The organism is Streptomyces niveiscabiei (genome assembly GCF_001419795.1).
In the GTDB taxonomy this organism is placed as follows: domain Bacteria; phylum Actinomycetota; class Actinomycetes; order Streptomycetales; family Streptomycetaceae; genus Streptomyces; species Streptomyces niveiscabiei.
This window is the reverse complement of sequence record NZ_LIRL01000436.1, coordinates 1-23,629: the sequence shown is the minus strand read 5'-3', so window position 1 is coordinate 23,629 and position 23,629 is coordinate 1. Positions and strand designations below refer to the sequence as shown.

The window sequence follows — 23,629 nt, the reverse complement described above, 5'->3', positions numbered from 1 at the left end:
GACAGCCCCCCCCGCCCCCTCATTCCGGATCAGGATTCGGCGGCGGCCCGACCTCCGTCACCGGCGCGGGATCCCCGGTCGGCACCGGCGCCACATACGGCACACTCCGCGCGGTCCCCGGCTTGACCCCATAAACAAAAACGGCGTCCTCCAACTTCAGCACCCCCCACAACCGCCGAGCATCCGCGAGCCGCAGATTCACACACCCATGAGACCCCCCGGAGAACAGATCCCCATACGTCCCATGAAACGCCTGCCCCCCGTCAAAAAACTGCGAGTACGGCATCGGAGCCCCATCATAAAGACTCGAATAATGATCCCGATCCCGCCAATAAACCCGATGCCACCCCACCCGCGTCTCATACCCATCCCGCCCCGACCGCACAGGAACCGGCTTGTAAACCACCCGCTTCCCCACCTGCACCCACATCAACTGCCGCGTCAGATCAACACAAGCCACCCGATACTTCCGCACCGGACACTTCCCCCCGACATTCGGATTCCGCGCCGCCTCCACCACCAGCATCATCCGATACGTCCCCAACCCCGCATACCCATCCGCCGGCACCACCCCATTCCTCCCCTGAAACCCCCGAATAACCCGACAGTCCCCCACCGACTGCCTCCCATCCACCACCAACCCCAAATGCCGCTCAAGCTGCCGCTGATAGGGCCCGGTGGAGGTATTACACGCGGCCGGCGCAGCCCCTGCGGGCGCCGCCACCACCCCGACGGCACACAGCACCCCCACCGCTCCGGACAGCCACCGTCCGACCTGCCTCATCCAGCACCTCCTCGAACGCGGGCCCTACCTCATCTGTCCCACCGGCCCCAAGCGCCCACGCCGTAAGCTCCCGCTTTACCCCCGATCGGCGGAGGGCGCTCCCGGCGGCAGGTGACTCCACGGCCGGATCACACAGAGATCCCAGCCGAAGCGCCGCAGCTTTGCCTGCTCGACGTACGCGGCCGTGTCGCCGTAGCCGACGTTGAGTGCCGCCCCAGGACAACGACGGCCACACTCCCCGCACCGGCGGCCTTCAGCGCCGCGGACGCGGACTGGGCGTGGTTGCCGGTGGTCCAGGTGTCGTCGATGAGCAGCACGTTCTCACCCCAGAGCGCGGCCGACCGGTACCGCTCGGCCGAAGCGGTACGCCCCAGCTCCGAAGCGAGGGGCGCCGGCGTCAGCAGCTCGCGATAGCGGTCACGGGTGACACCGATGACCTCGTGCAGGGCGAGGAAACGCCACAACACAGTTCGTGGGCGTACTGCTCCCCCTTCAGAGCCAGGCTCAGCGGTACGACGGCATCGGCGACACCGGTGCCGAGGACGTCGCGGGCCTGCTTGCACTGCCAGCAGGTGGGGTAGCCGGGGTTCGCCGTGCCGCGGCACACCTGGCAGACACCGGGGCCGGGAAGCAGGGGGTGGGCGAGGAAGTTGGCATAACGGGCGGAGAGCCCGACGACGGTTGTCACCCGGAGTCGCCGGTCAGGTCCACGTGAGCTCGCCCGTGGCGGGGACGAGGGAATCGAGTTCGCGGAAGACGTCGTCGGGGCCGTCGATGACCGTGGTGTTGGGCCTGTTCGCGTACTCCCGTGCCCATTCGTGGGTCATGAGCGAGCGCATGAGGAAGACCCGTCGCCCATGCTCCAGCGCGAGCCGCGCCTGCATGCGGGCCCCACTGCGGTACGCGGCCTCGACCACCACGGTGGCGAGGCTGTAGCCGCTCATCACGGCGTTCCGCATGGGGAACGAGGTCTTCGAGGGCGGGGCGTCCGGCCAGAACTGGGAGATCAGCAGCCCCCGCTCGGCGATCTCCTGCTGGAGCCGCGCGTTCTGCGCCGGATAGGAGCGCCGCAGACCCGTGCCGATCACGGCAACGGTCCGCCCGCCGACGGCGAGAGCCGTTCCGTGCGCGGCGGTGTCGATCCCGGCGGCCAGCCCGCTGACCACCGTGACACCGCGCTCGGCGAGACCTCCCGCGATGGCGCGAGCGTGGGCGACGCCCTCAGGAGTCGGCGTACGGGTGCCGACGACCGCGACCCGGAGATCGTCGTCGACGGGGGTACCGCGCAGGAACAGGAACGGCGGTCGCTGGTGGACCAGCCGCAGATACAGCGGGTACTCGTCGTCCAGGATCGTGACCAGCCGCATGCCCTCGCGTTCCCAGGCCGCGATCTCGCCGACGACGAACTCCAGGTCGGGGGCGGGTTCCGTGCCGAAAAGAGCGCCCTGCCCGGACGAGTCGAGCGCGTTCTCCAGCACGTCGCGCGCACTTCCGACCGCCTCGATCTGGTCGGTGAGCTCGGACCAGGACCGATCCCCCCGCCGCAGAAGCGCGACGAGAGCGGCTCGCTCCAGATCCTGGTCCATGCCACGAGTATAGGAAGCGCCCTCGGCGGGTTCGCGGTCATGGTCCCGCCCGCTGAACTTGCCGCGCGGCAAGGAGAGATACGGTAAAGTTCTTTACCGAATACTTACGACCGTCGGGGAGAGGGGGCGTACCCATGTACCAGGGCATCCGTGCCGTACGTGTGGACAACGCCGCCCGCGACGGCGTCCCTGATACCGGCCGCAGCCTCTAGCGCTGCCCGCGCCCGAGCCGACGTACAGATTGGCCCGGCCCGCCGACAACACCCACACCCTTCACGTACGTACGACGCGCGCACCCGCTCCGGGACGGCCCGCGTCGGCACAGACGCCCGCGACCTGAACCGAATCGACGGAGGTCAGACGCCCGTGCACGACACGACCGCCATGCTCATCGAACTCGGGGCGATCATTCTCGCCCTGGGCCTGCTCGGCCGGCTGGCCGGGCGGATCGGGTTCTCGCCGATCCCGCTCTATCTGCTCGCCGGACTCGCCTTCGGGCAGGGCGGGCTGCTGCCGCTGGAGGCGAGTGAGGGGTTCATCGCGACCGGCGCCGAGATCGGTGTGATCCTGCTGCTGCTCATGCTGGGGTTGGAGTACAGCGCGAGTGAGCTGGTCACGACGTTGAAGACCCAGTACCCGTCAGGGGCCGTCGACTTCGTGCTCAACGCGACGCCGGGCGCCGTGATGGCGCTGCTGCTCGGCTGGGGCCCCGTCGCGGCGGTCGCCCTCGCCGGTGTCACCTGGATCTCGTCGTCCGGCGTCATAGCGAAGGTCCTCGGCGAACTGCGCCGCCTGGGCAACCGCGAGACCCCGGTCGTGCTCGGCATCCTGGTCCTGGAGGACCTCGCGATGGCGGTCTACCTGCCGATCCTCACGGCCGTACTCGCCGGAGTCAGCCTCGCGGGCGGCGCGCTCACGCTGCTGATCTCGCTGGGTACGGTCGGGGCGGTGCTGTACGTCGCGCTGCGCCACGGGCGCCTCGTCAGCCGCGCGGTCGCCTCCGACAGCGCCGAACTGCTGCTGCTCGTCGTCCTCGGCCTGACGCTGCTGGTCGCCGGGATCGCACAGCAGCTGCAAGTCTCCGCCGCCGTGGGCGCGTTCCTCGTGGGGATCGCGCTGTCGGGGGAGGTCGCGGAGGGCGCGGGCAACCTCATCACCCCGCTGCGGGACCTCTTCGCCGCCGTCTTCTTCGTCTTCTTCGGCCTGCACACGGACCCCTCGGCGATCCCGCCGGTCCTGGTGCCCGCGCTCGCGCTCGCGCTGGTCACGACGGGTACGAAGATCGCCACCGGCTACTGGGCCGCCCGCCGCGCGGGCATTTCCGTCCCCGGGCGCTGGCGGGCCGGTGGAGTCCTCGTCGCACGCGGCGAGTTCTCCATCGTCATCGCGGGCCTCGCGGTCGGCGTGGAACCGAGGATCGGCCCCCTCGCGACGGCGTACGTCCTCATCCTCGTCCTCCTCGGCCCCCTGACGGCCCGCTGGACGGAACCCCTCGCCCGCCGCCTCACCCGCACGACGACGGTCGGCCGCACCCGGCAGCGGGAGGCGGCGCATGCGGGCGGCTGAGCGGACACCGACCGGCACGGAGACCCCCCACCCCCGCCGGCGCGGCCCTCTGCATCCGTACGGCCCCGCCAAGCGTCGTACGCAACAGGCGATCAGGGAGGGGGCGTACGGCGTGGAGGTGGCCGGGGGGTATGTCGAGGGGTTCGCGGAGATCCTCGTGGACGCGGCGAGCACCGGACGGCGGCTGACGCGCGAGGAGCTGGAGTCGCGGCGGGCGCTCGGGGCGCGGGCGGCGGAGGCCGGGGTGGCGTGGCGACCGCTCGTGCGGGCGTACCTGAGCGCGGGCCGGGAGCACCGGCCGGCCGGCGCCGGCCTCGACGACGTGCTCGGCGTCCTGGAGCAGGCCGTCGACGCGTTCTCCGACGGGTACGAGCGGGCCCAGCGGCTCGTCGTGCGCCAAGAGGAGGCCGCCCGCCGGGAGTTCATCGACGACCTGCTCGCCGGCCACGGCGACCCGGGCCAACTCGCCGCCCGCTCCGAACGGTTCGGCCTGCGCCTCTCCCGCGCGCACGCCGTCGCGGTCGCGGCCGGGCCCGAGGCGTACGACGAGAGCGACCCCGTACCCCGGCAGGTGGCCGCCGAGTTGTTCACCCGCTTCGAGAACCGGCGCATCCTGTTCACCACCAAGGACGGCCGGATGGTGTGCGTCGCGCCGGGCGACCAGGAGGACGTCCTCGTCCACTTCGCGAAGCTCGTGCACGCGGTGACCGGCGGCGCCGGGCAGGTCGCGGTGGGGCGGCCCCGTACGGGGCCGGTGGGCATCGGGCATTCGTACGAGGAGTCCCTGAACGCGCTCGACGTCGCCAGGCGCATGGGATTCGACGACCCGTTGCTGCGCGCCGCCGATCTCCTCGTCTTCCCCGTCCTCGCCCGCGACCGGCAGGCGCTGCTGGATCTCGTCCACCACACGCTGGCCCCGCTGGAGCAGGCGCGCGGCGGGGCGCAGCCGCTGCTGGACACGCTCACGGCGTACTTCGACACGGGCTGCGTCGCCGCCGCTGCCGCGCGCGAACTCTCGCTGAGCGTACGGGCGTTGACGTACCGCCTCGAACGCATCCACACCCTCACCGGCGTCGACCCCGCCGAACCCGCCCACCGCTACACCCTCCAGACCGCCGTCATCGGGGCGAGGTTGCTCAACTGGCCCTCCAGGCCACTGAGCTGACCGCCGGATGGGAGAATTCCGGGGGCCCCGCGCGGAGTCGGGCGGGGCGGAGAAGGAGCGTCGGCATGATCGAGTGGAGCGACTTCGGCACGGGCGGCGTACGGCCCGTACCCCAACCGGTGGCCACCCCCCTGGTCTGGGCGGGCGCCTTCGCCGGCGCGCTCCTCCTGGTCGGCGTCCTCAACACGACCGTCGGCATGGACCGCCCGCACTTCGCCCTCCTCGCGCTGTCCGTCCTCGCCGCCGTCCTCGGCCTGTGCGCCCGCTTCACCGCCGCGCCGGGGACGGCCGCCCTGTGCTGGCTCTTCCTCAACGGCTTCGCGATCCCGCCCGCCGGGACGCTGAGCTGGACGGTCTCCCGGGACGCCCTCTGGCTGGCCTGCCTGCTGGGCGCGGCGCTGGCGGGGACCGCGCTGGCCCGGGTGGTGGACGCGCGCGCGGCCTACCGGCGGGTCTCGGGGTGGGAGGAGTGAGGGGGGCCACCGGGAAACGGGACACCCGGCACCCCGTGCAGCGGCTCGTCGCCCGCCTGTGGCGGCTCATCCGAGGCTCCTGGCAGTGGCGGATCCTCTGGCTCGCCCACGCCAAGTTCACGGTCGGCGTCACGGGGGTCGTCCGCAACGACGAGGGGCAGGTGCTGCTGCTCAAGCACCGGCTCTGGCACCCGAAACACCCCTGGGGCCTGCCCACCGGCTGCGCGAACAAGGGCGAGGAGTTCCCGCTGACCGTCGTCCGGGAGGTGAAGGAGGAGACCGGCCTGGACGTCGTACCGGGCCGCCTCCTCAAGCTGACCAGCGGCTACAAGCTCCGCGTCGAGGTGGCGTACGAGGCCCGGCACACCGGGGGCACGCTGAAGATCGACCCGTTCGAGATCCTGGAGGCTCGCTGGTTCGATCCGGATGAGTTGCCTGCGGCTATGCAGGATTCTCATCGGGAGCTGATCAGGAGCACGGAGAGGGCGTGACCCCGGGGAGCGCCGTTTCACGTGAAACACAGCCATGGGGCGGGCAGCATGATCATGCCGCCCGCCCCACAGCCCGGTTCGCTCAGCCGTGCTTCTTCCGCTGCCCCTGCCCCTCGCCCTGCGCGGCCTCCGCCTCGGCCTCCTTCGCCTGGACCTCGGGGTCGAGGCCGGTGTTGTCCACCGACTTCAGCGTGCCCGGCGCCGGGACCTCGGTCGCGGCCGGGGGTTCGACCAGCCAGTCCGGGTTGGCCTGGCGGTCCCACCAGCGCCAGGCGGCGTACGCGCCCCCGGCGAGGACGCCGAGGACCGCGAGCCCCTTGACGGCGCGTCCGGCGCGGGCGCGGCGGCGGTTGGCGCGGACGAGGCGGTCGATCTGGGCCGGCGTCACCTGGCCGCGCAGGGCGGCCAGAGCGGCGGCGCCGCGAGAGGCGGCCTCGTCACGGACGGGCCCCGCCGCGGCGACGGCCTGTTCGAGACGCGGACGCGAGTAGTCGGCGGCCTGACGCGAGTACTCGGCGGCCTGCCGCGCGGCGATCCGCGTACGGACCGCCGCCTCGTGCGCGGCGTGGTCGACCTTCGGCGGGACATGCGCCCGCGCCTGTTCGAGGCGCGGCGCGAGATGGGCGTCGTACTGGACACGGGCCTGCTCGGCGGCCTGGGACATCTTCGGCGCGAGCCGTACCCGCGCCTCCTCGGCGGCCTGGGACACCTTGGGCGCGAGCCGTACCCGCGCCTCCTGCGCGTAGTGTGCGGCCCTCTCCTTCGCCGTGTCGGCGTAGGGCGCCACCACTTCCGCGGCGTGCAGGACGCTGTCCTTCGCCGAGCCGGTCGCGGCGCGCACGCTGTCGATGCGGGTCACGGGTTCCTCCTCCTCGGTGGCGTACGTTCTATCGGCTTTCCACCCAATTGGGGATCATGCCTGTTCCGGTGCGACCGGGCCTGCGGAGGCGGGCATACGGGTGCCGATCGGGCATGCCGTCGACGATGCCACGGAACCGCACTTGGCGCAGGAGGGCGCTGCGAGACGGCGGAAGGGCGCTCGTGCGAGGATCGGGGGGTTAAGAAGGCAGTCGACGAAAGGCACACCCGTGGCCGACACCATCGCCACCCTGAAGACCAACCACGGCGACATCGTGATCAAGCTTTTCCCGGATCACGCCCCCAAGACGGTCGCGAACTTCGTCGAACTCGCCACCGGCGCGCGCGAGTGGGTCAACCCGACCACCGGCCAGAAGACCACGGACAAGCTGTACGACGGCACGGTCTTCCACCGCGTGATCGACGGCTTCATGATCCAGGGCGGCGACCCGCTGGGCAACGGCACCGGCGGCCCCGGCTACCGCTTCGCGGACGAGTTCCACCCGGAGCTGAAGTTCTCCAAGCCGTACCTGCTGGCCATGGCCAACGCCGGCCCGGGCACCAACGGCTCGCAGTTCTTCATCACCGTCGGCCCCACCCCGCACCTGAACAACCGCCACACCATCTTCGGTGAGGTCATCACGGGTGCCGAGGTCGTCGACGCGATCGCCAAGGTCGACACCGGCCGCAACGACCGTCCGAAGACCGACGTCGTCATCCAGAGCGTCGTCGTCTCCCAGGGCTGAGTCACCCAGGGCTGAGCCCGCCCCCGGACCCCTCCGGGGAACCTTTCGCCCCGCTCGTCCGTGAAACAGGAGGAGCGGGGCAAAGCATTGTGTACGACCCACCCGTGATCGACCCACCCGTGATCGATCCACCCACGACCAGCTACGACGAGCCAGGGGGACCAGTGGACCAGGCGCAAGGCGGCGGACGTCAGGAGGCTCCCGGCCTGCCCGGGTGTTACCGCCACCCCGACCGGGAGACCGGCGTGCGCTGCACCCGCTGCGAGCGGCCGATCTGCCCGGAGTGCATGGTCAGCGCGTCGGTGGGCTTCCAGTGCCCGGAGTGTGTGCGCAACGGCTCGGGCACGGGCCACGCGCCGGACGCGAACCGGCCGCGCACGATCGCCGGCGGCAGCGTCGCCGAGGACCCGCGGCTGGTGACGAAGATCCTGCTCGGGATCATCGCCGTCGCGTTCCTCGCCCAACAGGCGCTCGGAGACGAGTTCACCGACCGCTTCGACCTGATCGGCCGCGCCCTCATGCCGGCGCTCGGCTGGGACCAGCTCCAGGGCGTCGCCGAAGGTCAGTGGTACCGCATGCTGACCTCGATGTTCCTGCACGGCAGCATCATCCACATCCTCTCCAACGCGCTGAGCCTGTGGTGGATCGGCGGCCCGCTGGAGGCGGCGCTGGGCCGGGCCCGCTATCTCGCCCTGTTCTTCGTCTCGGGGCTGGCGGGCAGCGCGCTCACGTACCTCGTCGCCGAACCCAACCAGGCCTCCCTCGGCGCCTCCGGCGCGATCTTCGGCGTCTTCGGCGCCATGGCCGTCCTCATGCGCCGCCAGCGCTACGACATGCGCCCGATGATCGCCATCCTGGTGATCAACCTCATCATCACGTTCGGCTGGAGCGGCATCGCCTGGCAGGCCCACGTCGGCGGTCTGGTCGCCGGTGTGATCATCGGCGCGGGCATGGTCTACGCGCCCCGCGACAAGCGCACGCTGGTCCAGTACGGCACCTGTGCACTGGTCCTCGCCGCAGTCGTGATCGTGACCCTCCTGAGGACCTCCCAGCTCACCTGAGCACAGAGTTGTCCACAGCGTGTAGCACATCCTGCGCACCCTGTGGAAGAACGGGTTCGCCCCCTGTCTCCGACCGGCGTTTCAGCAGGTCAGGCAGGGGGCGTACGCGTTTTCGAGGGGTTGTGGGTTCGTCGTACCGGCGTCAACGTCCTGGGAGTTATCCACAGATCGTCGTTCTTTTTCCCCACCATGTGGACAACGAGCCCTGGCCTGTGGATAACTCCCCGAACAGCCCTGGGGAAAACTCCGGCACTAGGCCCCGGACCCCGTCACTTCCACTGCGTCGAGACACCGAACCCGGCGGCGATGAACCCGAACCCGACCACGATGTTCCAGTTGCCCAACGCGTCGAGGGGGAGGTCCCCGTCGGTCACGTAGAAGAGGACGATCCAGGCCAGCCCGATGAGGAACAGCGCGAGCATGACCGGCGCCACCCACCCCCGGCTGGTCAGCTTGATCGCGGTCGCCTGCTTCGCCGCCGGCGGCGTGTAGTCGGCCTTCTTACGGATGCGTGACTTCGGCACGAGGGTCTCTCCTGCTGGCAAGGGGGACACGGAGCGCTCCCCCGGGCGTCGGTTAGCGTAGTGCTTCCACGGCGCCGAAGGAGATAACGGTACGTTGAGCAATTCTGCCGACTCCCCCGGGACGGGTTCAACGGGTTCCGCCCCCGGTCGTACCGTTCGTGTCCGTCCGGCCCGTCTCCTGACCGCCGGCGTCTTCGCTCTCGCGGGCCTGATCTTCTTCACCAGCTTCGACACCGCCAAGGGCACCGACATCCGCACGGACGCCTCGCTCCTCAAGCTCTCCGACCTCATCCAGGAGCGCAGCCGCAAGAACGGCGAGGTCGGCGAGTCCAACGCGCGCCTGCGCGAACAGGTCGAGGAACTCGCCGCCTCCGACGCCGGACGCTCCACCACCGAGGACGAGAAACTCGCCGCGCTGGAGCACAGCGCCGGCACCCAGGAGATCAAGGGCAAGGCCCTCACGGTCACCCTCGACGACGCGCCTCCCAACGCCACCGCCAAACTCCCCGGCTACCCCGCCCCCCAGCCCGACTACCTGGTCATCCACCAACAGGACCTCCAGGCCGTCGTCAACGCCCTCTGGCAGGGCGGCGCCCAGGGCATCAAGGTCATGGACCAGCGCCTCATCTCCACCAGCGCCGTCCGCTGCGTCGGCAACACCCTGATCCTCCAGGGCCGCGTCTACTCGCCCCCGTACAAGATCCAGGCGGTCGGCGACCCCAAGAAGCTCAAGGACGCCCTCGCCGCGTCCAAGGCGATCCAGAACTACATGGTGTACGTCGACGTCTACGGCCTCGGCTGGAAAGTCACCGACGACGGCACGGTGACGCTGCCCGGCTACTCGGGCACAGTGGATCTGCACTACGCAGAACCCGTGGAGTAGCCCACCCGCAGGGGGTCCCGTTGTCGTTACGGGGGACGGTCAGGACCGTCAGCGAGCTGTGCATCACCGTCGGCGCGGTGATCGTCCTCTTCGTCGTCTACGTCCTGTACTGGACCGGAGTCCGCGCCGACCACGACATGGCCGTCCAGGTCCGCGACCTCGAAACCCGCTGGAAGCAGCCACGCGCGGCGGCACCGAAGAGCCACCCGGCGGGCCGGTCCTTCGCCGTCATGTACATCCCGAGGCTCGGTGCCACCTGGCACAAACCCGTCCTCGAGGGCACCGCCACCGCCACCCTCAGAAAAGGGCTCGCGCACTACGCGGACACCGCCGTCCTCGGCGGCATCGGCAACTTCGCCGTCGCCGGGCACCGGCGGACGTACGGAGATCCGTTCAAGGACTTTCCCGAGCTGCGCCGGGGTGACGCGGTCGTGGTCGGCGACGGGACGACCTGGTTCACGTATCGGATCGACAAAGGGCCCTACAAAACCGTCCCCACCGACGTTGAGGTGATCGACCCTGTGCCACGTAAGTCCGGGTACACGGCACCGGGCCGGTACCTCACGCTGACCACGTGCGATCCGGAGTGGGGCCACAGCCACCGGCTCGTCGTCTGGGCGCACCTGGAATCGACGACGCCTGTGGACGAAGGCAAGCCCCTGGCGCTGCGCCGTTAGTCTGGTGCGGTACGGCGTGAGTCTGGTGCCGTGGTACGACGGAAGGGACGGCATGTACGGCTGGATCTGGCGGCATCTGCCAGGCAATGCGTGGATCAAGGCACTGATCTCGATCGTGCTGGTCCTCGCTGTCGTCTACGTCCTCTTCCAGTACGTCTTCCCGTGGGCCGAACCGCTGCTTCCCTTCAACGATGTGACGGTGGACAACCAGTGAGCGCGCGCATTCTCGTCGTCGACAACTACGACAGCTTCGTCTTCAACCTGGTCCAGTACCTGTACCAGCTCGGCGCCGAGTGCGAGGTCCTGCGCAACGACGAGGTCTCCACGGCCCACGCGCAGGACGGGTTCGACGGCGTCCTGCTCTCGCCCGGCCCGGGTACGCCCGAGGAGGCCGGCGTCTGTGTCGACATGGTCCGGCACTGCGCCGCGACCGGCGTCCCCGTCTTCGGGGTGTGCCTCGGCATGCAGTCCATGCAGGTCGCGTACGGCGGCGTCGTCGACCGCGCGCCCGAGCTGCTGCACGGCAAGACGTCCCTCGTCGAACACGAGGGCCGCGGCGTCTTCGCCGGCCTGCCCTCCCCCTTCACGGCGACCCGCTACCACTCCCTCGCCGCGATCCCGACGACCGTCCCCGCCGATCTTGAAGTCACCGCGCGCACCCAGGACGGCATCATCATGGGCCTGCGCCACCGCGAACTCCCCGTCGAAGGCGTCCAGTTCCACCCCGAGTCCGTCCTCACCGAGCACGGCCACCGCATGCTCGCCAACTGGCTGGTGGAGTGCGGCTACACCGACGCCGTCGCCAGATCCACCGGCCTCGCGCCGGTCGTGGGCAGGGCCACCGCGTGACCGCGCTGCGCCCGGAGCGCGAGGAGACGTACGGGACCGCCCCGTACGACTCCGGGACCCCGTACGGCGGAGAGAGCTTCGACGCTCCCGCCGGGACGGGGGGTTTCTACGAGGCCGGGGGTGCGGCCGGTCCGTACGACGCCGGGGGCGCTGTCGGTCCCGCCGGGCCCGGTGACTCGTACGCCGCCGGGGGCGCTGTCGGTCCGGCCGGTGCTGTGGGGCCGGTCGACGAGGAGACCGTCGCCCTGCGGATACCCGAGCCGCCCCACGGGGGTGAGCCCATATCCGCGTCTGCGGGGACGGCGGCGGCACCCGGCTCTCTCGCTCCGCTCGGGGGGCGCGCGGCCCGCAGAAAGGCCGCCAAGGGCCGCCGCGGGCGTGTCGTCGCCGCACCGGCGGAGGAGTCCCTGCCCCTCGCGCAGGGCTCGCGCCCGCTGTCCCGCGTCGAGGCCCGCCGCCAGGCCAAGGCGCGCAAGCCCAGCCCCGCCGTCCTCGCCAGCCGCGCGCTCGGCGAGATGTTCATCACCACCGGCGTCCTCATGCTCCTGTTCGTCGGCTACCAGCTCTGGTGGACCAACGTCCGCGCGCACGCGCAGGCCGGCAGCGAGGCCGACCAGCTCCAGAAGGACTGGGCCAGCGGCAAGGGCGCGCCCGGCACGTTCTCCGCCGGACAGGGGTTCGCCCTCCTCCACATCCCCAAGCTCGACGTCGTCGTCCCCATCGCCGAAGGCGTCAGCAACAAGAAGGTCCTCGACAAGGGCATGGTCGGGCACTACGCCGAAGGCGCCCTCGCCACTCCGATGCCGGACGCCAAGACCGGCAACTTCGGGCTCGCCGGGCACCGCAACACCCACGGCGAGCCGTTCCGCTACATCAACCGTTTGCAGCCCGGTGACGCGATCGTCGTAGAGACCCAGGACGAGTACTACGTCTACAAGATGGCCTCCATGCTGCCGGTCACCTCGCCCAGCAATACCGGCGTTCTCAAGGCCGTTCCGCCCGGTTCCGGGTTCACGCAGCCCGGCCGCTACATCACCCTCACGACCTGCACCCCGGAGTTCACCAGTAAGTACAGGTTGATCGTCTGGGGCAAGATGGTCGAGGAACGGCCGCGCAGCAAGGGAAAGCCGGATGCGCTCGTCGAGTAGGGGCAGACAGACGTGACAGCGACGACCGACGGGACGACCACCCTGGACACCGGGTCCCCCGCGCCCCGCCGCAAGGGTGGGCGCCTCGCCACCGCCGTGAGCGTCCTCGGCGAACTCCTCATCACCGCCGGTCTCGTCCTCGGGCTCTTCGTCGCGTACTCCCTCTGGTGGACCAACGTCATCGCCGACCGCGAAGCCGCGAGACAGGGCGACAAGGTCCGCGACACCTGGTCCAAGCCGGCCGGGCCCGGCGCCCTCGACACAAAAGACGGCATCGGCTTCCTCCACGTCCCCGCCATGAAGAACGGCGAGGTCCTCGTCGAGAAGGGCACCTCCTCCGACGTCCTGAACGAAGGCGTCGCCGGCTACTACACCGACCCCGTCCCGGCGACCCTCCCGGGTGGCAGACAAGGCAACTTCACCCTCGCCGCCCACCGCGACGGCCACGGCGCCAAATTCCACAACATCGACAAACTGAAGAACGGCGACCCGATCGTCTTCGAGACCCGGGACACGTGGTTCATCTACAAGGTCTACTCCACCCTCCCCGAGACCTCGAAGTACAACGTCAAGGTCCTCTCCCAGATCCCCAAGGAATCAGGCACGGAGAAGGCGGGCCACTACATCACCCTCACGACCTGCACGCCGGTGTACACGAGCCGGTACCGGTACGTGGTGTGGGGGGAGCTGGTCCGCACCGAGAAGGTCGACGCGAAGCGGACTCCCCCCAAAGAGCTCAGCCAAGACTGAGCTGCCGCCGCAGCCTCGCCTTGTGCTGCCGCAGCTTCCTCTCGACGGCCTGCACGTCCGCCCGCAGCGCCACCAACTCCTTGCGGTGCTCTCCCGACGTCTCGATGAGCGCGTTGAACATGGGGACGACGGTCTTGCTGAGGATGTGGACGATGCGGTCGTCCACAAGCTCGTGGAGGGACTCGGAGAGCCTGTGGACAGAGTTATCCACAGGCTGGGAGCGGACCATGTGCTCCATGTCGAGGAGGTACACACGCACCTGACGTGCGGTTTCGCTGTCGCGGAGCAGCATGGCGACGTTGAGGACAGCTCGGCGGGGGAAGACCGTCAGGCCCTGGCGGGGCTGTGGATAACCTCCGGAATAGAGTGACAGGTTGTCACTCTTAAATTTCCGCAGCTCGTCGCCGCGCAGCACCACCAGCCCGCTGGCCGTCAGCTCCGCGCGGTGACGCTGGACGAGCTGCCGAATCACCTCCACGCCCACCTCGAAGTACGTCGCCACCATCGCCGTCGTCACGTGCACCCCATCCGGCAGCAACGACAGCACCTTCACCCGGTCCAGCACCTCCGTCCGCTCCGCCACGCTCTCCCGCAGTGACTTGGACTCCAACAGCACGGTTTCGTTGATCATGTCCTGCAAACGAGTGAACGGATCCGAAGACACGATCGATTTGTGAACGGGTGAGCAACGAAGAACCCCGGCCCCCTCAGGGCGAGGGAACCGGGGTTTCGGGGTGGGACCGGACGTCAGTCCTCTGTGCGGAACGCCGCTCCGTCGAACCCGCCGAAGAAACCTCCGCCGCCGTTGTTGCCGCCGTTGTTGTTGCCGCTGTCGACGGTGCCGAGGTTGACGGTCTGGCCGGGTTGCACGGTCTGTCCGGGGCTGGGGTTGGACCCGAACACCCGGGAGTCGTCGTCCTGGGGCCCCTGGATGTTGCCGACCTGGAGCCCGGCGTTCTGGAGCGCCTCCTTGGCCTCCTTCAGGGTGAGCCCGACGAGGTTGGACGGCACCTGGGTCTGACCCTGGCCGACGTTGATGTTGATCGTCGTGTCCTTGTCGACCTGCGCACCGATCTGCGGGTTGGTCGAGACGACCTTGCCGTTCTGGTTCTGGTCCTGGACCTGGACGTTGGAACAGGTACCGGCGGTCAGGTTGTTCTGCTCGATCCGCTTCTTGGCGTCGTCGCAGCTGAGCCCGGTGACGTCCGGAACGGTCTCCTTGGCCACCGCCTTCGCGACGGTCAGCGTGATCGTCGACCCCTTCTCGACCTCGGCGCCGAGCTTGGGGTCCTGAGCCAGAACCGTGCCCGCCTCCTCGGTGGACTCCTGGGTCACGGTCTTGACGTTGAACCCGTCGCGCTCAAGGATCTGCGTCGCTTCATCGGTGCTCTTGCCGAGAACACTGGGAACCGCCACCTTCGGCGCCCCCGTCGAGATGACGAGCCTGATCGTCGTCTGCTTGTCGACGCTCGTGCCCGCTGCGGGGTCCTGGGAGCAGACCTTCCCGGTCTCGGTGTTCTCGCAGGGCTTCTTCTCGGCGACCGTGACCTTCAGATCGCCGTTGATGGCTGTCTGCTGTGCCTGCTGCTCGGTCTGGTCGACGAAGGACGGCACGGTGGTCTTGTTGTTGCCGACCCCGTCACCGTTCGTGACGTACCACCCGATGAGCACGGCCCCCACCAGCACCAGCACAGCGGCGAGCGCCAGCACGATCGTCGAGGTGTTCGACTTCTTCTGCTGACGCCGCCGGGCAGGCCGCTCGTCGTACCCGGCGAACCCCCCGTCATCGGGGTTCATCGGCGGCAGCATGGTCGTGGCGCCCGCGTCGGACCGCAGCGCGGTGGTCGCCTGGTCGTCGCCGTAACCGCCGTAGCCCACCGCGCCGAACGCGGCGGTGGCCTGGACCGGCTGGCCGTCGAGGCACGCCTCGATGTCGGCGCGCATCTGGTCGGCGGACTGGTAGCGGTAGTTGGGGTCCTTGACGAGCGCCTTGAGGACGATCGCGTCCATCTCCGGGGTGATCTCCGGATCGAAGACGGACGGCGGCTGCGGCTCCTCGCGGACGTGCTGGTAGGCGACGGCGACGGGGGAGTCGCCGACGAAGGGCGGCCGTACGGTGAGCAGCTCGTAGAGGAGGCAGCCCGTGGAGTACAGGTCGGAGCGCGCGTCGACCTGTTCGCCCTTCGCCTGTTCCGGCGAGAGGTACTGGGCGGTGCCGATGACCGCGGAGGTCTGCGTCATCGTCATCCCGGAGTCGCCCATCGCGCGGGCGATGCCGAAGTCCATGACCTTGACCTGGCCGGTGCGCGTCAGCATGACGTTCGCCGGCTTGATGTCGCGGTGCACGATGCCGCTGCGGTGCGCGTACTCCAGGCCCTGGAGGATGCCGACGGTCATCTCCATCGAGCGCTCGGGCAGCAGCTTGCGCCCGGAGTGCAGGAGTTCGCGGAGGGTGGAGCCGTCGACGTACTCCATGACGATGTACGGGATCGAGACCCCGTCGAGGTAGTCCTCGCCCGTGTCGTAGACCGCCACGATCGCGGGATGGTTGAGCGAGGCGGCCGACTGGGCCTCCCGGCGGAACCTGGCCTGGAAGGAAGGGTCGCGCGCGAGGTCCACGCGCAGCGTCTTCACCGCCACGGTGCGGCCAAGGCGGGTGTCATGCGCGAGGTAGACCTCCGCCATGCCACCACGGCCGAGCACCTGGCCCAGCTCGTACCGGCCGCCGAGGCGACGCGGCTCTTCCATAGCTTGTTACCAGCCCTCTCCGTCGGTCCCGACCGGCATTGCGCCCGGTCGGCGGCTGCCGTCCGGGGATACGCTACCCGGCTCGCTCTGTCTCACCTGGCCAAGCCTGTTACTCGATACAGGACCGGTATCGCAACGTGCACCGATGCGCGGATTACGTGAGCGGGGTCACTTCTTGTTGCCGATGACCGCCTGCATCACGGCCTTGGCCACCGGCGCGGCGAGGCCACCGCCGGTGATGTCGTCACGGATGGCGGAACCGTCCTCGACGACGACGGCCACGGCCACCGGCGCGGAGCCGTCGGACAGCTTGGCGTAGGAGATGAACCAGGCGTACGGCTTCTCGCTGTTGTTGAGCCCGTGCTGGGCGGTACCGGTCTTGCCGCCGACGGTGACGCCGTCGATCTGCGCGTTCTTCCCGGTACCCGTCTTGACCACCGTCTCCATCATCTGCTGCACCTTCTGCGCGGTGGCGGAGGAGACGGCCTGGGAGAGCTCCTTGGGCTCGGTGGTCTCCAGGGTGTCGAGGCTGGGGGACTTGAGGGAGTCCACCATGTACGGCTTCATCAGCTTGCCGTCGTTGGCGATGGCCGCGGCGACCATGGCCATCTGGAGGGGGGTGGCCCGGTTGGAGCCCTGCCCGATGCCGTCGAGGGCGTTCTGCGGCCGGTTGTCCTCGGGGTAGACGGACTCGGCGGCGCGGACGGGGACGTCCAGCTTGCTCTCGTTGAAGCCGAACTTCGTGGCCTGCTCGATCATCTTCTTGTTGCCGACGTTGTCGGACATCTTCGCGAAGACGGTGTTGCAGGAGACCTCCAGCGCGAACCGCAGATCGGCGTTCTCGCAGCCGCTGTGCTCGTTGCCGAGGTCGGTCGTGGACTGCGGCAGCCGGTAGGGGTCCGGGGTGTCGGTCTTGTCGTCGATCCCGGAGACGATCCCGTTCTCCAGCGCCGCCGCGGCCGTCACGACCTTGAACGTCGACCCCGGCGGGTACGTCTCGCGCAGCGCCCGGTTCAGCATCGGGTCGTCGGGGTCGTTCTTCTTCTGTACGGCGTTCCACGCCTCGCCGTCGGCCTTGGACTGCCCGGCGAACTTGGACGGGTCGTACGAGGGCGTCGAGACCAGCGCGAGGATCTTGCCGGTGGTCGGGTCGATCGCGGCGACCGCGCCCTTCTTGTTCCCGAGCCCGTCGTACGCGGCCTTCTGCGCGGCGGCGTTGAGGGTGGTGACGACGCTGCCGCCGGCGCGCTGCTTGCCGGTGAGCATGTCGAGGGTGTTGCGGAAGAAGAGGCGGTCGTCGGTGCCCGAGAGGATGCCGTCCTCCAGGTTCTCCAGGAAGTTGGAGCCGAAGGCCTGCGAGGAGAACCCGGTGACCGGCGCCCACATGGGGCCGTCCTTCCAGGTCCGCTTGTACTTGTAGTCCCCGGTGGTCTCGACCGAGCCGGTGATCGCCTTGCCGCCCACGATGATGTCGCCGCGCGGGATCGAGTACCGGGTGATCGGCACGCGGCGGTTCTTGTCGTCGGTGGCCAGCTCGTTCGCCTTGACGTACTGGAGCCAGTTCCCCCGCACCAGCAGGGCGAGGATCAGCAGACCGCAGAAGATCGCGACGCGGCGCAGGGGCTTGTTCATGAGGGTCGGACCACCTGGGTCATCTCGGCGTCGGGGTTCGAGGCGGGGGCCGGGGCCGGGCGGCGGGCGGTGTCGCTGATGCGGATCAGGATGCCGATGAGCGCCCAGTTGGCGATGACGGAGGAACCGCCGTACGCGAGGAACGGCATGGTCATACCGGTCAGCGGGATGAGGCCCATGACACCGCCGGCGACGACGAACACCTGGAGGGCGAACGCGCCGGACAGGCCGATGGCGAGGAGCTTGCCGAAGGGGTCGCGCGCGGCGAGGGCGGTGCGGATGCCGCGTTCGACGATCAGGCCGTACAGGAGGAGCAGGGCCATCAGGCCGGCGAGGCCGAGTTCCTCGCCGAAGGTGGCGAGGATGAAGTCGGAGTTCGCGGCGAACTTGATCAGCTCGGAGTGGCCCTGGCCCCAGCCGGTGCCGAGCGTGCCGCCGGAGCCGAACGCCCACAGCGCCTGCATGGCCTGCTCGGAGTGGCCGATGACGCCCTGCTGGGAGAGCTTGTACTCGCCCATCGGGTTCTGCCACGCCTCGACGCGCTGCTGGACGTGCGACTCGAAGCTCGCGACGGCGACCGCGCCGACCGCCGACATCAGCAGACCGAAGACGATCCAGCTGGTCCGCTCGGTCGCGACGTACAGCATGATCACGAACATGCCGAAGAACAGCAGCGAGGTGCCGAGGTCGGTCTCGAAGACCAGGATCAGGATCGACAGGAACCAGACGACGAGGATCGGTCCGAGGTCGCGCCCGCGCGGCAGGTAGAGGCCGAGGAAGCGGCGGCTGGCGAGGGCCAGCGCGTCCCGCTTCACCATCAGGTACCCGGCGAAGAAGACCGCCAGCACGATCTTCGCGAACTCACCGGGCTGGATGGAGAACCCGGCGACCGAGATCCAGATCTTCGCGCCGTAGATGTTCTGCCCGAGCCCGGGGACCAGCGGCAGCAGCAGCAGGAAGATCGCGCCGGCCATGGAGATGTAGGTGTAGCGCTGGAGGACGCGGTGGTCCTTCAGGAAGATCAGGACGACGATGAAGAGCGCGATGCCCATCGCCGTGTACATGAGCTGCCGGGGCGAGGCGGTGCCCGCCTGCTCGGCCGCCTGGAGGTACTTCGACTGGTCGAGCCGCCAGATGGCGACCAGGCCGAGCCCGTTGAGCAGCGTCGCCAGCGGCAGCAGGAGCGGGTCGGCGTAGGGCGCGAACTTCCGTACGACGAGATGGGCGATACCGGCCAGCAGACCGAGCCCCAGGCCGTAGGCGAGCAGCCCGGCGGGGACCTGCTCGTTGATGGCGAGGCCCACGTTGGCGTAGGCGAACACCGGGATGAGGACGGCGAACACCAGCAGTCCCAGCTCGGTGTTGCGTCTGCTCGGCGCGCCGATGGCACCGATCGTGGACGTGTGGTGCGTCGGTGTGTTGGTAGTACTGCTCATCGTGTGACGGGGCCTCTCACGGCTTGCCTCTTGCTTGCCTCACGGCTCGCTACTGCTTGCCGCACAGCGAGACGACCTGCTCCTCCTCCTGAGAGAGAGACGGCCCGGGGCTCGGGGTGGCCGACGGACTGGCCGCCGGGGACGGTGACGCGTTGGGGCCCGGGCTCTGCGTACCCGTCGTGGCCGACGGGCTCGGCGAGGGCTTGGACGCGGACGACGAGGATCCGGTTCCCGAACTCCCGTCCTGGGCCTGCTTCTTGCACGCGGACGCCTGGACGGACAGCTCGTCGAGTTTCTTCTGGGCGCCCTTCAGGCTGGACGCCGGGATCGTCTCCTCGACCTGCTTCTGCTGGTACTGCGGGAGGTACTTGAGTTCGATCTCGGGGTGGTCCTTCTCGATCTTCGAGAGCGAGACCCAGGCGAGGTCCTGGCTGATCCCCCGGTACAGCGCGAGGTGCTCGCCCTTGGCGCCGACGTAGTACTGCGTCTGCGTCCACCGCCAGCCGCCGTACAGCCCGGCGCCGACGACCGCGAGGGTGAGCGCGCTGTACAGGGAGACCTTGAGCCACTTGCGGCTCTTGCGGGGTTTGACGAAGTCGTCCTCGGAGTAGTCGCCGAAGCCGTCCGTGGAGATGAAACCGGTCACGTCCCCCGAACCGGGGGGCCCGAACTCGCCGCCGCCGGGGTTCGCGCGGTGCCGTCCGAGGCTCGCGGCGCGTCCGGCGGGGGTCTGCATGATGCCGTTGTCGTGCGGCAGCTGGAGCTGGTTCTCGGCGACCGCGCCGACCACCACGGGGGTGTCGTACAGCTGGCTCGCGAGGGTGTCGCCGGTGTCGAGGTCGAGGACGTCCGCGACGATCACGGTGATGTTGTCGGGGCCGCCGCCGCGCAGGGCGAGCTGGATGAGGTCCTGGACCGTCTCCTGGGGGCCCTGGTAGCTGGCCAGGGTCTCTTCGAGGGTCTGGTGGGAGACGACGCCGGAGAGGCCGTCGGAGCAGATCAGATACCGGTCGCCCGCCCTGACCTCGCGGATCGAGAGGTCAGGCTCGACGTGCTCGGCGGAGCCGAGGGCGCGCATCAGCAGGGAGCGCTGCGGGTGGGTCGTCGCCTCCTCCTCGGTGATCCGGCCCTCGTCGACGAGGCGCTGCACCCAGGTGTGGTCCTGCGTGATCTGCGTGAGGACGCCGTCGCGCAGCAGGTAGGCGCGCGAGTCGCCGACGTGGACGAGGCCGAGGCGCTGGCCCGTCCACAGCAGGGCGGTCAGGGTCGTCCCCATGCCTTCGAGCTGGGGGTCCTCGTCGACCAGCGAGCGCAGCTGGTCGTTGGCCCGCTGCACGGCGTTGGCGAGGGAGGTGAGGACGTCCGAGCCGGGGATGTCCTCGTCGAGCGCGACGATCGTGGAGATCGCCTCGGAGGAGGCGACCTCGCCGGCGGCGGCGCCGCCCATGCCGTCCGCGATGGCGAGCAGGCGGGGCCCGGCGTATCCGGAGTCCTCGTTGCCCTCGCGGATCATGCCCTTGTGCGATCCGGCGGCGAAACGCAGGGAGAGACTCATGCGCACCTCACCCGTCGGCTCCGGGTACAGCCGGTCGTGTCGAGCCACACTGCCCACCCTCCGGTCGGGAGCTCGCTCCGCTCGCGCTCATTCATGATGCAGCACTACTTCCGCAGCTCGATGACGGTCTTGCCGATGCGGATCGGGGCGCCCAGCGGGATCGGTGTGGGGGTCGTCAGCCGCGTTCGGTCGAGGTACGTGCCGTTGGTGGAGTTGAGGTCCTCGACGATCCAGTTGCCGTCGCGGTCCGGGTAGATCCTGGCATGGCGGCTGGAGGCGTAGTCGTCGTCCAGCACGATCGTCGAGTCGTGCGCCCGGCCCAGCGTGATGGTCTGGCCCTGGAGCGCGACGGTCGTGCCGGTGAGGGTCCCCTCGGAGACGACCAGCTTGGTGGGCGCGTTACGGCCCCGGCGGCCCCCGGAGGCGGGCTGCTGGCGCTGCTGCGGGGGCGTCGCGGCGGCCTGCTGCTGCCGCCGTCCCTGCTGCGCGTTCTGGTCACCGCCCCGCCGGGAGCGCTGCGAGCCGCGCTGGGTGACGCGCGTACCGAACAGGTCGCTGCGGATGACCTGCACGGCCACGATCACGAACAGCCACAGTACGGCCAGGAAACCCAGCCGCATGACCGTGAGGGTCAGCTCTGACATTGCCCCCGCTTCACCCTTCGGCTTGCCTATAGATAACGGTGGTGCTGCCCACGACGATCCGCGAGCCGTCGCGGAGCGTAGCGCGGGTGGTGTGCTGTCCGTCCACCACGATGCCGTTCGTGGACCCCAGGTCCTGGACGGTCGAGGGCGAACCGGTACGGATCTCGCAGTGCCTGCGCGAGACGCCCGGGTCGTCGATGCGCACGTCGGCGTCGGTGGAGCGGCCCAGCACCAGGGTGGGGCCGTTGATCTGGTGGCGGGTGCCGTTGATCTCGACCCAGTGCCGGGCGCGGGAGCCGGGGGCGGGGGCGCCGGCCAGGCCGCCGCCCTGTGCCGCGGGCGGATAGCCGTAGCCGGGGCGGCCCGCGGGAGCGCCGGGGGGCGGTGCGGCCGGCATCGGCGGCGCGCCGTACGGGGCCGGGGCGGCCGGCCTGTTGCCGGGGGACTGCTGGTCGGTCGAGCCGGAGAGGGTGCGGCTGCGGACCCGGTACAGGCCGGTGTCCAGGTCGTCCGCCTTCTCCAGGTTGACCTTGATCGGTCCCATGAAGGTGTAGCGCTGCTGCTTCGCGTAGTCCCGCACCATCCCGGCCAGTTCGTCACCGAGCTGTCCGGAGTAGGGGCTGAGGCGCTCGTAGTCGGGCGTGCTCAGCTCGACGATGAAGTCGTTGGGGACGACGGTCCGGTCCCGGTTCCAGATCTGGGCGTTGTTGTCGCATTCGCGCTGGAGCGCGCCGGCGATCTCCACGGGCTGGACCTCGGACTTGAAGACCTTGGCGAAGGTGCCGTTGACCAGCCCTTCCAGGCGTTGTTCGAACTTCTTCAGAACTCCCATGGGGCACCTCCTCCGTCGTGACGGCTCGGTCGTTGTCGCTGTGGGCCGTGCTGTTCGAACGTCTCGTGCTGTTGCTCGTACTGCTTACTGATCGTATCCACGCGGCGGTGAAACAGCCGGTTCCCCTTTCGCGCCGTGCTGCCGAGGATCGTAGAGGCGCTCACGGACCAGTGTCCCGCACCCGACCGCGCACCTGCTCCGGCTTCCTGGGAGACGGGGGAACACCGGTACGAGGTTGATACGTGTCACTCACCGGGGCGGGACGGTGGGTACCCCTGTGTGACAAGTGAGGTGAAGAGGCCGGATCCCCCGTGGTAATGTTTTCCACGTCGGAAGGGGCCAGCCCGAAAGGGTCTGAAGCCGGAAGACACACCCAATGCGCGGGTGGCGGAATAGGCAGACGCGCTGGATTCAGGTTCCAGTGCCCGCAAGGGCGTGGGGGTTCAACTCCCCCCTCGCGCACAGCGAGAACCCCCCAGGTCATCGACCTGGGGGGTTTCTTCATGTCCGGATCTCGGTGGGTGCGGTGTGATGTTCGCCCTGGTGTGAGGTGTCTCTCACCAGGGCGCGGAGGCGGGTGTCAGGGGGTCTGGCCCTCGTTGCGGGGGGTGCGGATCCACTCGTTGCCGCCCAGGGGGTAGTCCCAGATGTCCCGGCCGTCGTCGGCGCTCGTGCGGAACGGGGTGCCGGCGTCGGTGATGTGCAGGGTGCCGGTGCGTGAGCCGCTCGACCAGTCCAGGGTGAGGTCCCAGCGGACGTCGTGGGCGGCCGTCGTCGCCTTGACGTAGAAGACCTCCGGGTCCGATTCGCTGACCTTGTACGGGAAGTCGCGCTGGCCGCCCTGGACCGTCACCGCCGGGCTGCCCTGGTCCAGGTCGATCGCGAACGACTTCGTCTCCACGTTGCCGCCGCAGCCCGAGCCCATGCCGTACACGTTCCACGCGAGGGGGGCGTGCTTGGTCAGGATGCGGACGTGCAGGGCCTCCAGGACGACCGTCTCTTGGCCCGTGCCCTGGAGTGTCAGGCCGACCACCTGCTGGTTCGCGGAGACCGCGCCGTTCGCCGACGCGAAGCGGGGGGCGTCGGGTTCCGTCGCGGGCGGGCCCATCTGCGCGGGTTCGCTGTCCACGAGGAACTCCTGGCTGCACGGGGACTCGTAGACGTACGGGCGGACGCTGACCGACAGGGGGGCGCCGGTGGGTTCGGGGGCCGAGGTCTTCG

The 23,629-nt window shown here is 69.6% G+C and carries 24 protein-coding genes, 1 tRNA gene and 1 pseudogene; 13 read left to right on the top strand and 13 right to left on the bottom strand.

Annotated features, from left to right (window positions below):
• Nucleotides 1–19: 19 nt before the first annotated feature.
• The 3 genes from AOK24_RS52765 to AOK24_RS21285 form a co-directional block, all read right to left on the bottom strand.
• Nucleotides 20–430 carry a L,D-transpeptidase gene (locus tag AOK24_RS52765; protein ID WP_420876680.1) on the bottom strand — a complete coding sequence of 137 codons (411 nt, stop codon included), beginning with the start codon at nucleotides 428–430 and terminating at the stop codon, nucleotides 20–22.
• 751 nt (nucleotides 431–1,181) lie between these two features.
• A complete protein-coding gene (locus AOK24_RS50900; RefSeq protein ID WP_240554040.1) occupies nucleotides 1,182–1,472 on the bottom strand; it encodes a hypothetical protein in 291 nt (96 codons plus the stop codon).
• Nucleotides 1,473–1,485: 13 nt separating this feature from the next.
• Nucleotides 1,486–2,370: a DNA-processing protein DprA gene (locus AOK24_RS21285; RefSeq protein ID WP_055721654.1), complete on the bottom strand. Its 885-nt coding sequence runs from the start codon at nucleotides 2,368–2,370 to the stop codon at nucleotides 1,486–1,488.
• A 366-nt stretch (nucleotides 2,371–2,736) separates the two neighbouring features.
• Here AOK24_RS21285 and AOK24_RS21280 point away from each other — a divergent pair, with 366 nt between their 5' ends.
• From AOK24_RS21280 to AOK24_RS21265, 4 genes are all read left to right on the top strand, one after another.
• Nucleotides 2,737–3,936 (top strand): cation:proton antiporter, encoded by a 1,200-nt coding sequence (locus tag AOK24_RS21280; RefSeq protein WP_055721653.1) that lies wholly within the window; start codon nucleotides 2,737–2,739, stop codon nucleotides 3,934–3,936.
• The gene (locus AOK24_RS21275; protein ID WP_240554039.1) at nucleotides 3,923–5,101 is read left to right on the top strand and encodes a PucR family transcriptional regulator; all 1,179 of its coding nucleotides are present in this window, start codon (nucleotides 3,923–3,925) and stop codon (nucleotides 5,099–5,101) included. Before AOK24_RS21280 ends, AOK24_RS21275 begins: the two co-directional genes overlap by 14 nt.
• A 65-nt stretch (nucleotides 5,102–5,166) precedes the next feature.
• Nucleotides 5,167–5,574: a hypothetical protein gene (locus AOK24_RS21270; RefSeq protein WP_055721652.1), complete on the top strand. Its 408-nt coding sequence runs from the start codon at nucleotides 5,167–5,169 to the stop codon at nucleotides 5,572–5,574.
• 35 nt (nucleotides 5,575–5,609) lie between these two features.
• Nucleotides 5,610–6,065 (top strand): NUDIX domain-containing protein, encoded by a 456-nt coding sequence (locus AOK24_RS21265; protein ID WP_055721651.1) that lies wholly within the window; start codon nucleotides 5,610–5,612, stop codon nucleotides 6,063–6,065.
• A gap of 82 nt (nucleotides 6,066–6,147) precedes the next feature.
• On the opposite strand, the gene AOK24_RS21260 is transcribed toward AOK24_RS21265, so the two are convergent.
• Nucleotides 6,148–6,924: a DUF5324 family protein gene (locus AOK24_RS21260; RefSeq protein WP_055721650.1), complete on the bottom strand. Its 777-nt coding sequence runs from the start codon at nucleotides 6,922–6,924 to the stop codon at nucleotides 6,148–6,150.
• Nucleotides 6,925–7,153: 229 nt separating this feature from the next.
• Between AOK24_RS21260 and AOK24_RS21255 the strand changes: the two genes are divergently transcribed.
• Entirely contained in the window at nucleotides 7,154–7,669 is a 516-nt protein-coding gene (locus tag AOK24_RS21255) for a peptidylprolyl isomerase (RefSeq protein ID WP_055721649.1), read from the top strand.
• 164 nt (nucleotides 7,670–7,833) lie between these two features.
• Complete coding sequence (locus tag AOK24_RS21250; protein WP_055721648.1) at nucleotides 7,834–8,730, top strand: rhomboid family intramembrane serine protease; 897 nt, start codon at nucleotides 7,834–7,836, stop codon at nucleotides 8,728–8,730.
• 269 nt (nucleotides 8,731–8,999) lie between these two features.
• Here AOK24_RS21250 and crgA read toward each other — a convergent pair whose 3' ends face one another.
• Nucleotides 9,000–9,254, bottom strand: coding sequence for a cell division protein CrgA (crgA, locus tag AOK24_RS21245; RefSeq protein WP_055721647.1), 255 nt, complete (start codon nucleotides 9,252–9,254; stop codon nucleotides 9,000–9,002).
• A 94-nt stretch (nucleotides 9,255–9,348) separates the two neighbouring features.
• On the opposite strand from crgA, the gene AOK24_RS21240 reads away from it, so the two are divergent.
• The 6 genes from AOK24_RS21240 to AOK24_RS21215 are packed head-to-tail and all read left to right on the top strand — an operon-like array spanning nucleotide 9,349 to nucleotide 13,561.
• On the top strand, nucleotides 9,349–10,137 hold the full coding sequence (locus AOK24_RS21240) for a DUF881 domain-containing protein (protein ID WP_055721646.1): 789 nt from the start codon (nucleotides 9,349–9,351) through the stop codon (nucleotides 10,135–10,137).
• A 20-nt stretch (nucleotides 10,138–10,157) separates the two neighbouring features.
• Nucleotides 10,158–10,814, top strand: coding sequence for a class E sortase (locus tag AOK24_RS21235; protein ID WP_055721645.1), 657 nt, complete (start codon nucleotides 10,158–10,160; stop codon nucleotides 10,812–10,814).
• Nucleotides 10,815–10,830: 16 nt separating this feature from the next.
• Nucleotides 10,831–11,028 (top strand): hypothetical protein, encoded by a 198-nt coding sequence (locus tag AOK24_RS21230; protein ID WP_193555068.1) that lies wholly within the window; start codon nucleotides 10,831–10,833, stop codon nucleotides 11,026–11,028.
• Nucleotides 11,025–11,663 carry an aminodeoxychorismate/anthranilate synthase component II gene (locus AOK24_RS21225; protein WP_055721643.1) on the top strand — a complete coding sequence of 213 codons (639 nt, stop codon included), beginning with the start codon at nucleotides 11,025–11,027 and terminating at the stop codon, nucleotides 11,661–11,663. Before AOK24_RS21230 ends, AOK24_RS21225 begins: the two co-directional genes overlap by 4 nt.
• A complete protein-coding gene (locus tag AOK24_RS21220; protein ID WP_055721642.1) occupies nucleotides 11,660–12,811 on the top strand; it encodes a class E sortase in 1,152 nt (383 codons plus the stop codon). The genes AOK24_RS21225 and AOK24_RS21220 overlap by 4 nt, the downstream gene beginning before the upstream one ends.
• A gap of 12 nt (nucleotides 12,812–12,823) precedes the next feature.
• The gene (locus AOK24_RS21215) at nucleotides 12,824–13,561 is read left to right on the top strand and encodes a class E sortase (protein ID WP_055721641.1); all 738 of its coding nucleotides are present in this window, start codon (nucleotides 12,824–12,826) and stop codon (nucleotides 13,559–13,561) included.
• Here AOK24_RS21215 and AOK24_RS21210 read toward each other — a convergent pair.
• From AOK24_RS21210 to AOK24_RS21180, 7 genes are all read right to left on the bottom strand, one after another.
• Complete coding sequence (locus AOK24_RS21210; RefSeq protein ID WP_055721640.1) at nucleotides 13,548–14,192, bottom strand: hypothetical protein; 645 nt, start codon at nucleotides 14,190–14,192, stop codon at nucleotides 13,548–13,550. The genes AOK24_RS21215 and AOK24_RS21210 overlap by 14 nt on opposite strands.
• Before the next feature lie 116 nt (nucleotides 14,193–14,308).
• The gene (pknB, locus tag AOK24_RS21205) at nucleotides 14,309–16,309 is read right to left on the bottom strand and encodes a Stk1 family PASTA domain-containing Ser/Thr kinase (protein WP_055721639.1); all 2,001 of its coding nucleotides are present in this window, start codon (nucleotides 16,307–16,309) and stop codon (nucleotides 14,309–14,311) included.
• Between the two features lie 168 nt (nucleotides 16,310–16,477).
• A complete protein-coding gene (locus AOK24_RS21200) occupies nucleotides 16,478–17,941 on the bottom strand; it encodes a peptidoglycan D,D-transpeptidase FtsI family protein (RefSeq protein WP_055721638.1) in 1,464 nt (487 codons plus the stop codon).
• Nucleotides 17,938–19,377 (bottom strand): FtsW/RodA/SpoVE family cell cycle protein, encoded by a 1,440-nt coding sequence (locus AOK24_RS21195; protein WP_055721637.1) that lies wholly within the window; start codon nucleotides 19,375–19,377, stop codon nucleotides 17,938–17,940. Before AOK24_RS21195 ends, AOK24_RS21200 begins: the two co-directional genes overlap by 4 nt.
• 49 nt (nucleotides 19,378–19,426) lie before the next feature.
• Nucleotides 19,427–20,980, bottom strand: coding sequence for a Stp1/IreP family PP2C-type Ser/Thr phosphatase (locus tag AOK24_RS21190; RefSeq protein WP_165854600.1), 1,554 nt, complete (start codon nucleotides 20,978–20,980; stop codon nucleotides 19,427–19,429).
• Nucleotides 20,981–21,036: 56 nt separating this feature from the next.
• Nucleotides 21,037–21,576, bottom strand: a complete 540-nt coding sequence (locus tag AOK24_RS21185) for an FHA domain-containing protein FhaB/FipA (RefSeq protein WP_055721635.1) — start codon at nucleotides 21,574–21,576, stop codon at nucleotides 21,037–21,039.
• A 10-nt stretch (nucleotides 21,577–21,586) separates the two neighbouring features.
• Nucleotides 21,587–22,408, bottom strand: coding sequence for an FhaA domain-containing protein (locus tag AOK24_RS21180; RefSeq protein WP_055721634.1), 822 nt, complete (start codon nucleotides 22,406–22,408; stop codon nucleotides 21,587–21,589).
• Nucleotides 22,409–22,786: 378 nt separating this feature from the next.
• On the opposite strand from AOK24_RS21180, the gene AOK24_RS21175 reads away from it, so the two are divergent.
• Nucleotides 22,787–22,870, top strand: a tRNA-Leu gene (locus AOK24_RS21175).
• 118 nt (nucleotides 22,871–22,988) lie between these two features.
• On the opposite strand, the pseudogene AOK24_RS21170 reads toward AOK24_RS21175, so the two are convergent.
• A pseudogene (locus AOK24_RS21170) lies at nucleotides 22,989–23,629 on the bottom strand (transcriptional regulator); the annotation flags it as partial.

Coding starts and splice junctions, on each gene's coding strand:
- AOK24_RS21180 (WP_055721634.1), bottom strand. CDS start 22,408: ATGGGAGTTCTGAAGAAGTTCGAACAACGCCTGGAAGGGCTGGTCAAC.
- AOK24_RS21200 (WP_055721638.1), bottom strand. CDS start 17,941: ATGAACAAGCCCCTGCGCCGCGTCGCGATCTTCTGCGGTCTGCTGATC.
- AOK24_RS21210 (WP_055721640.1), bottom strand. CDS start 14,192: ATGATCAACGAAACCGTGCTGTTGGAGTCCAAGTCACTGCGGGAGAGC.
- AOK24_RS52765 (WP_420876680.1), bottom strand. CDS start 430: ATGTGGGTGCAGGTGGGGAAGCGGGTGGTTTACAAGCCGGTTCCTGTG.
- AOK24_RS21195 (WP_055721637.1), bottom strand. CDS start 19,377: ATGAGCAGTACTACCAACACACCGACGCACCACACGTCCACGATCGGT.
- AOK24_RS21270 (WP_055721652.1), top strand. CDS start 5,167: ATGATCGAGTGGAGCGACTTCGGCACGGGCGGCGTACGGCCCGTACCC.
- AOK24_RS21185 (WP_055721635.1), bottom strand. CDS start 21,576: ATGTCAGAGCTGACCCTCACGGTCATGCGGCTGGGTTTCCTGGCCGTA.
- AOK24_RS21285 (WP_055721654.1), bottom strand. CDS start 2,370: ATGGACCAGGATCTGGAGCGAGCCGCTCTCGTCGCGCTTCTGCGGCGG.
- AOK24_RS21275 (WP_240554039.1), top strand. CDS start 3,923: ATGCGGGCGGCTGAGCGGACACCGACCGGCACGGAGACCCCCCACCCC.
- pknB (WP_055721639.1), bottom strand. CDS start 16,309: ATGGAAGAGCCGCGTCGCCTCGGCGGCCGGTACGAGCTGGGCCAGGTG.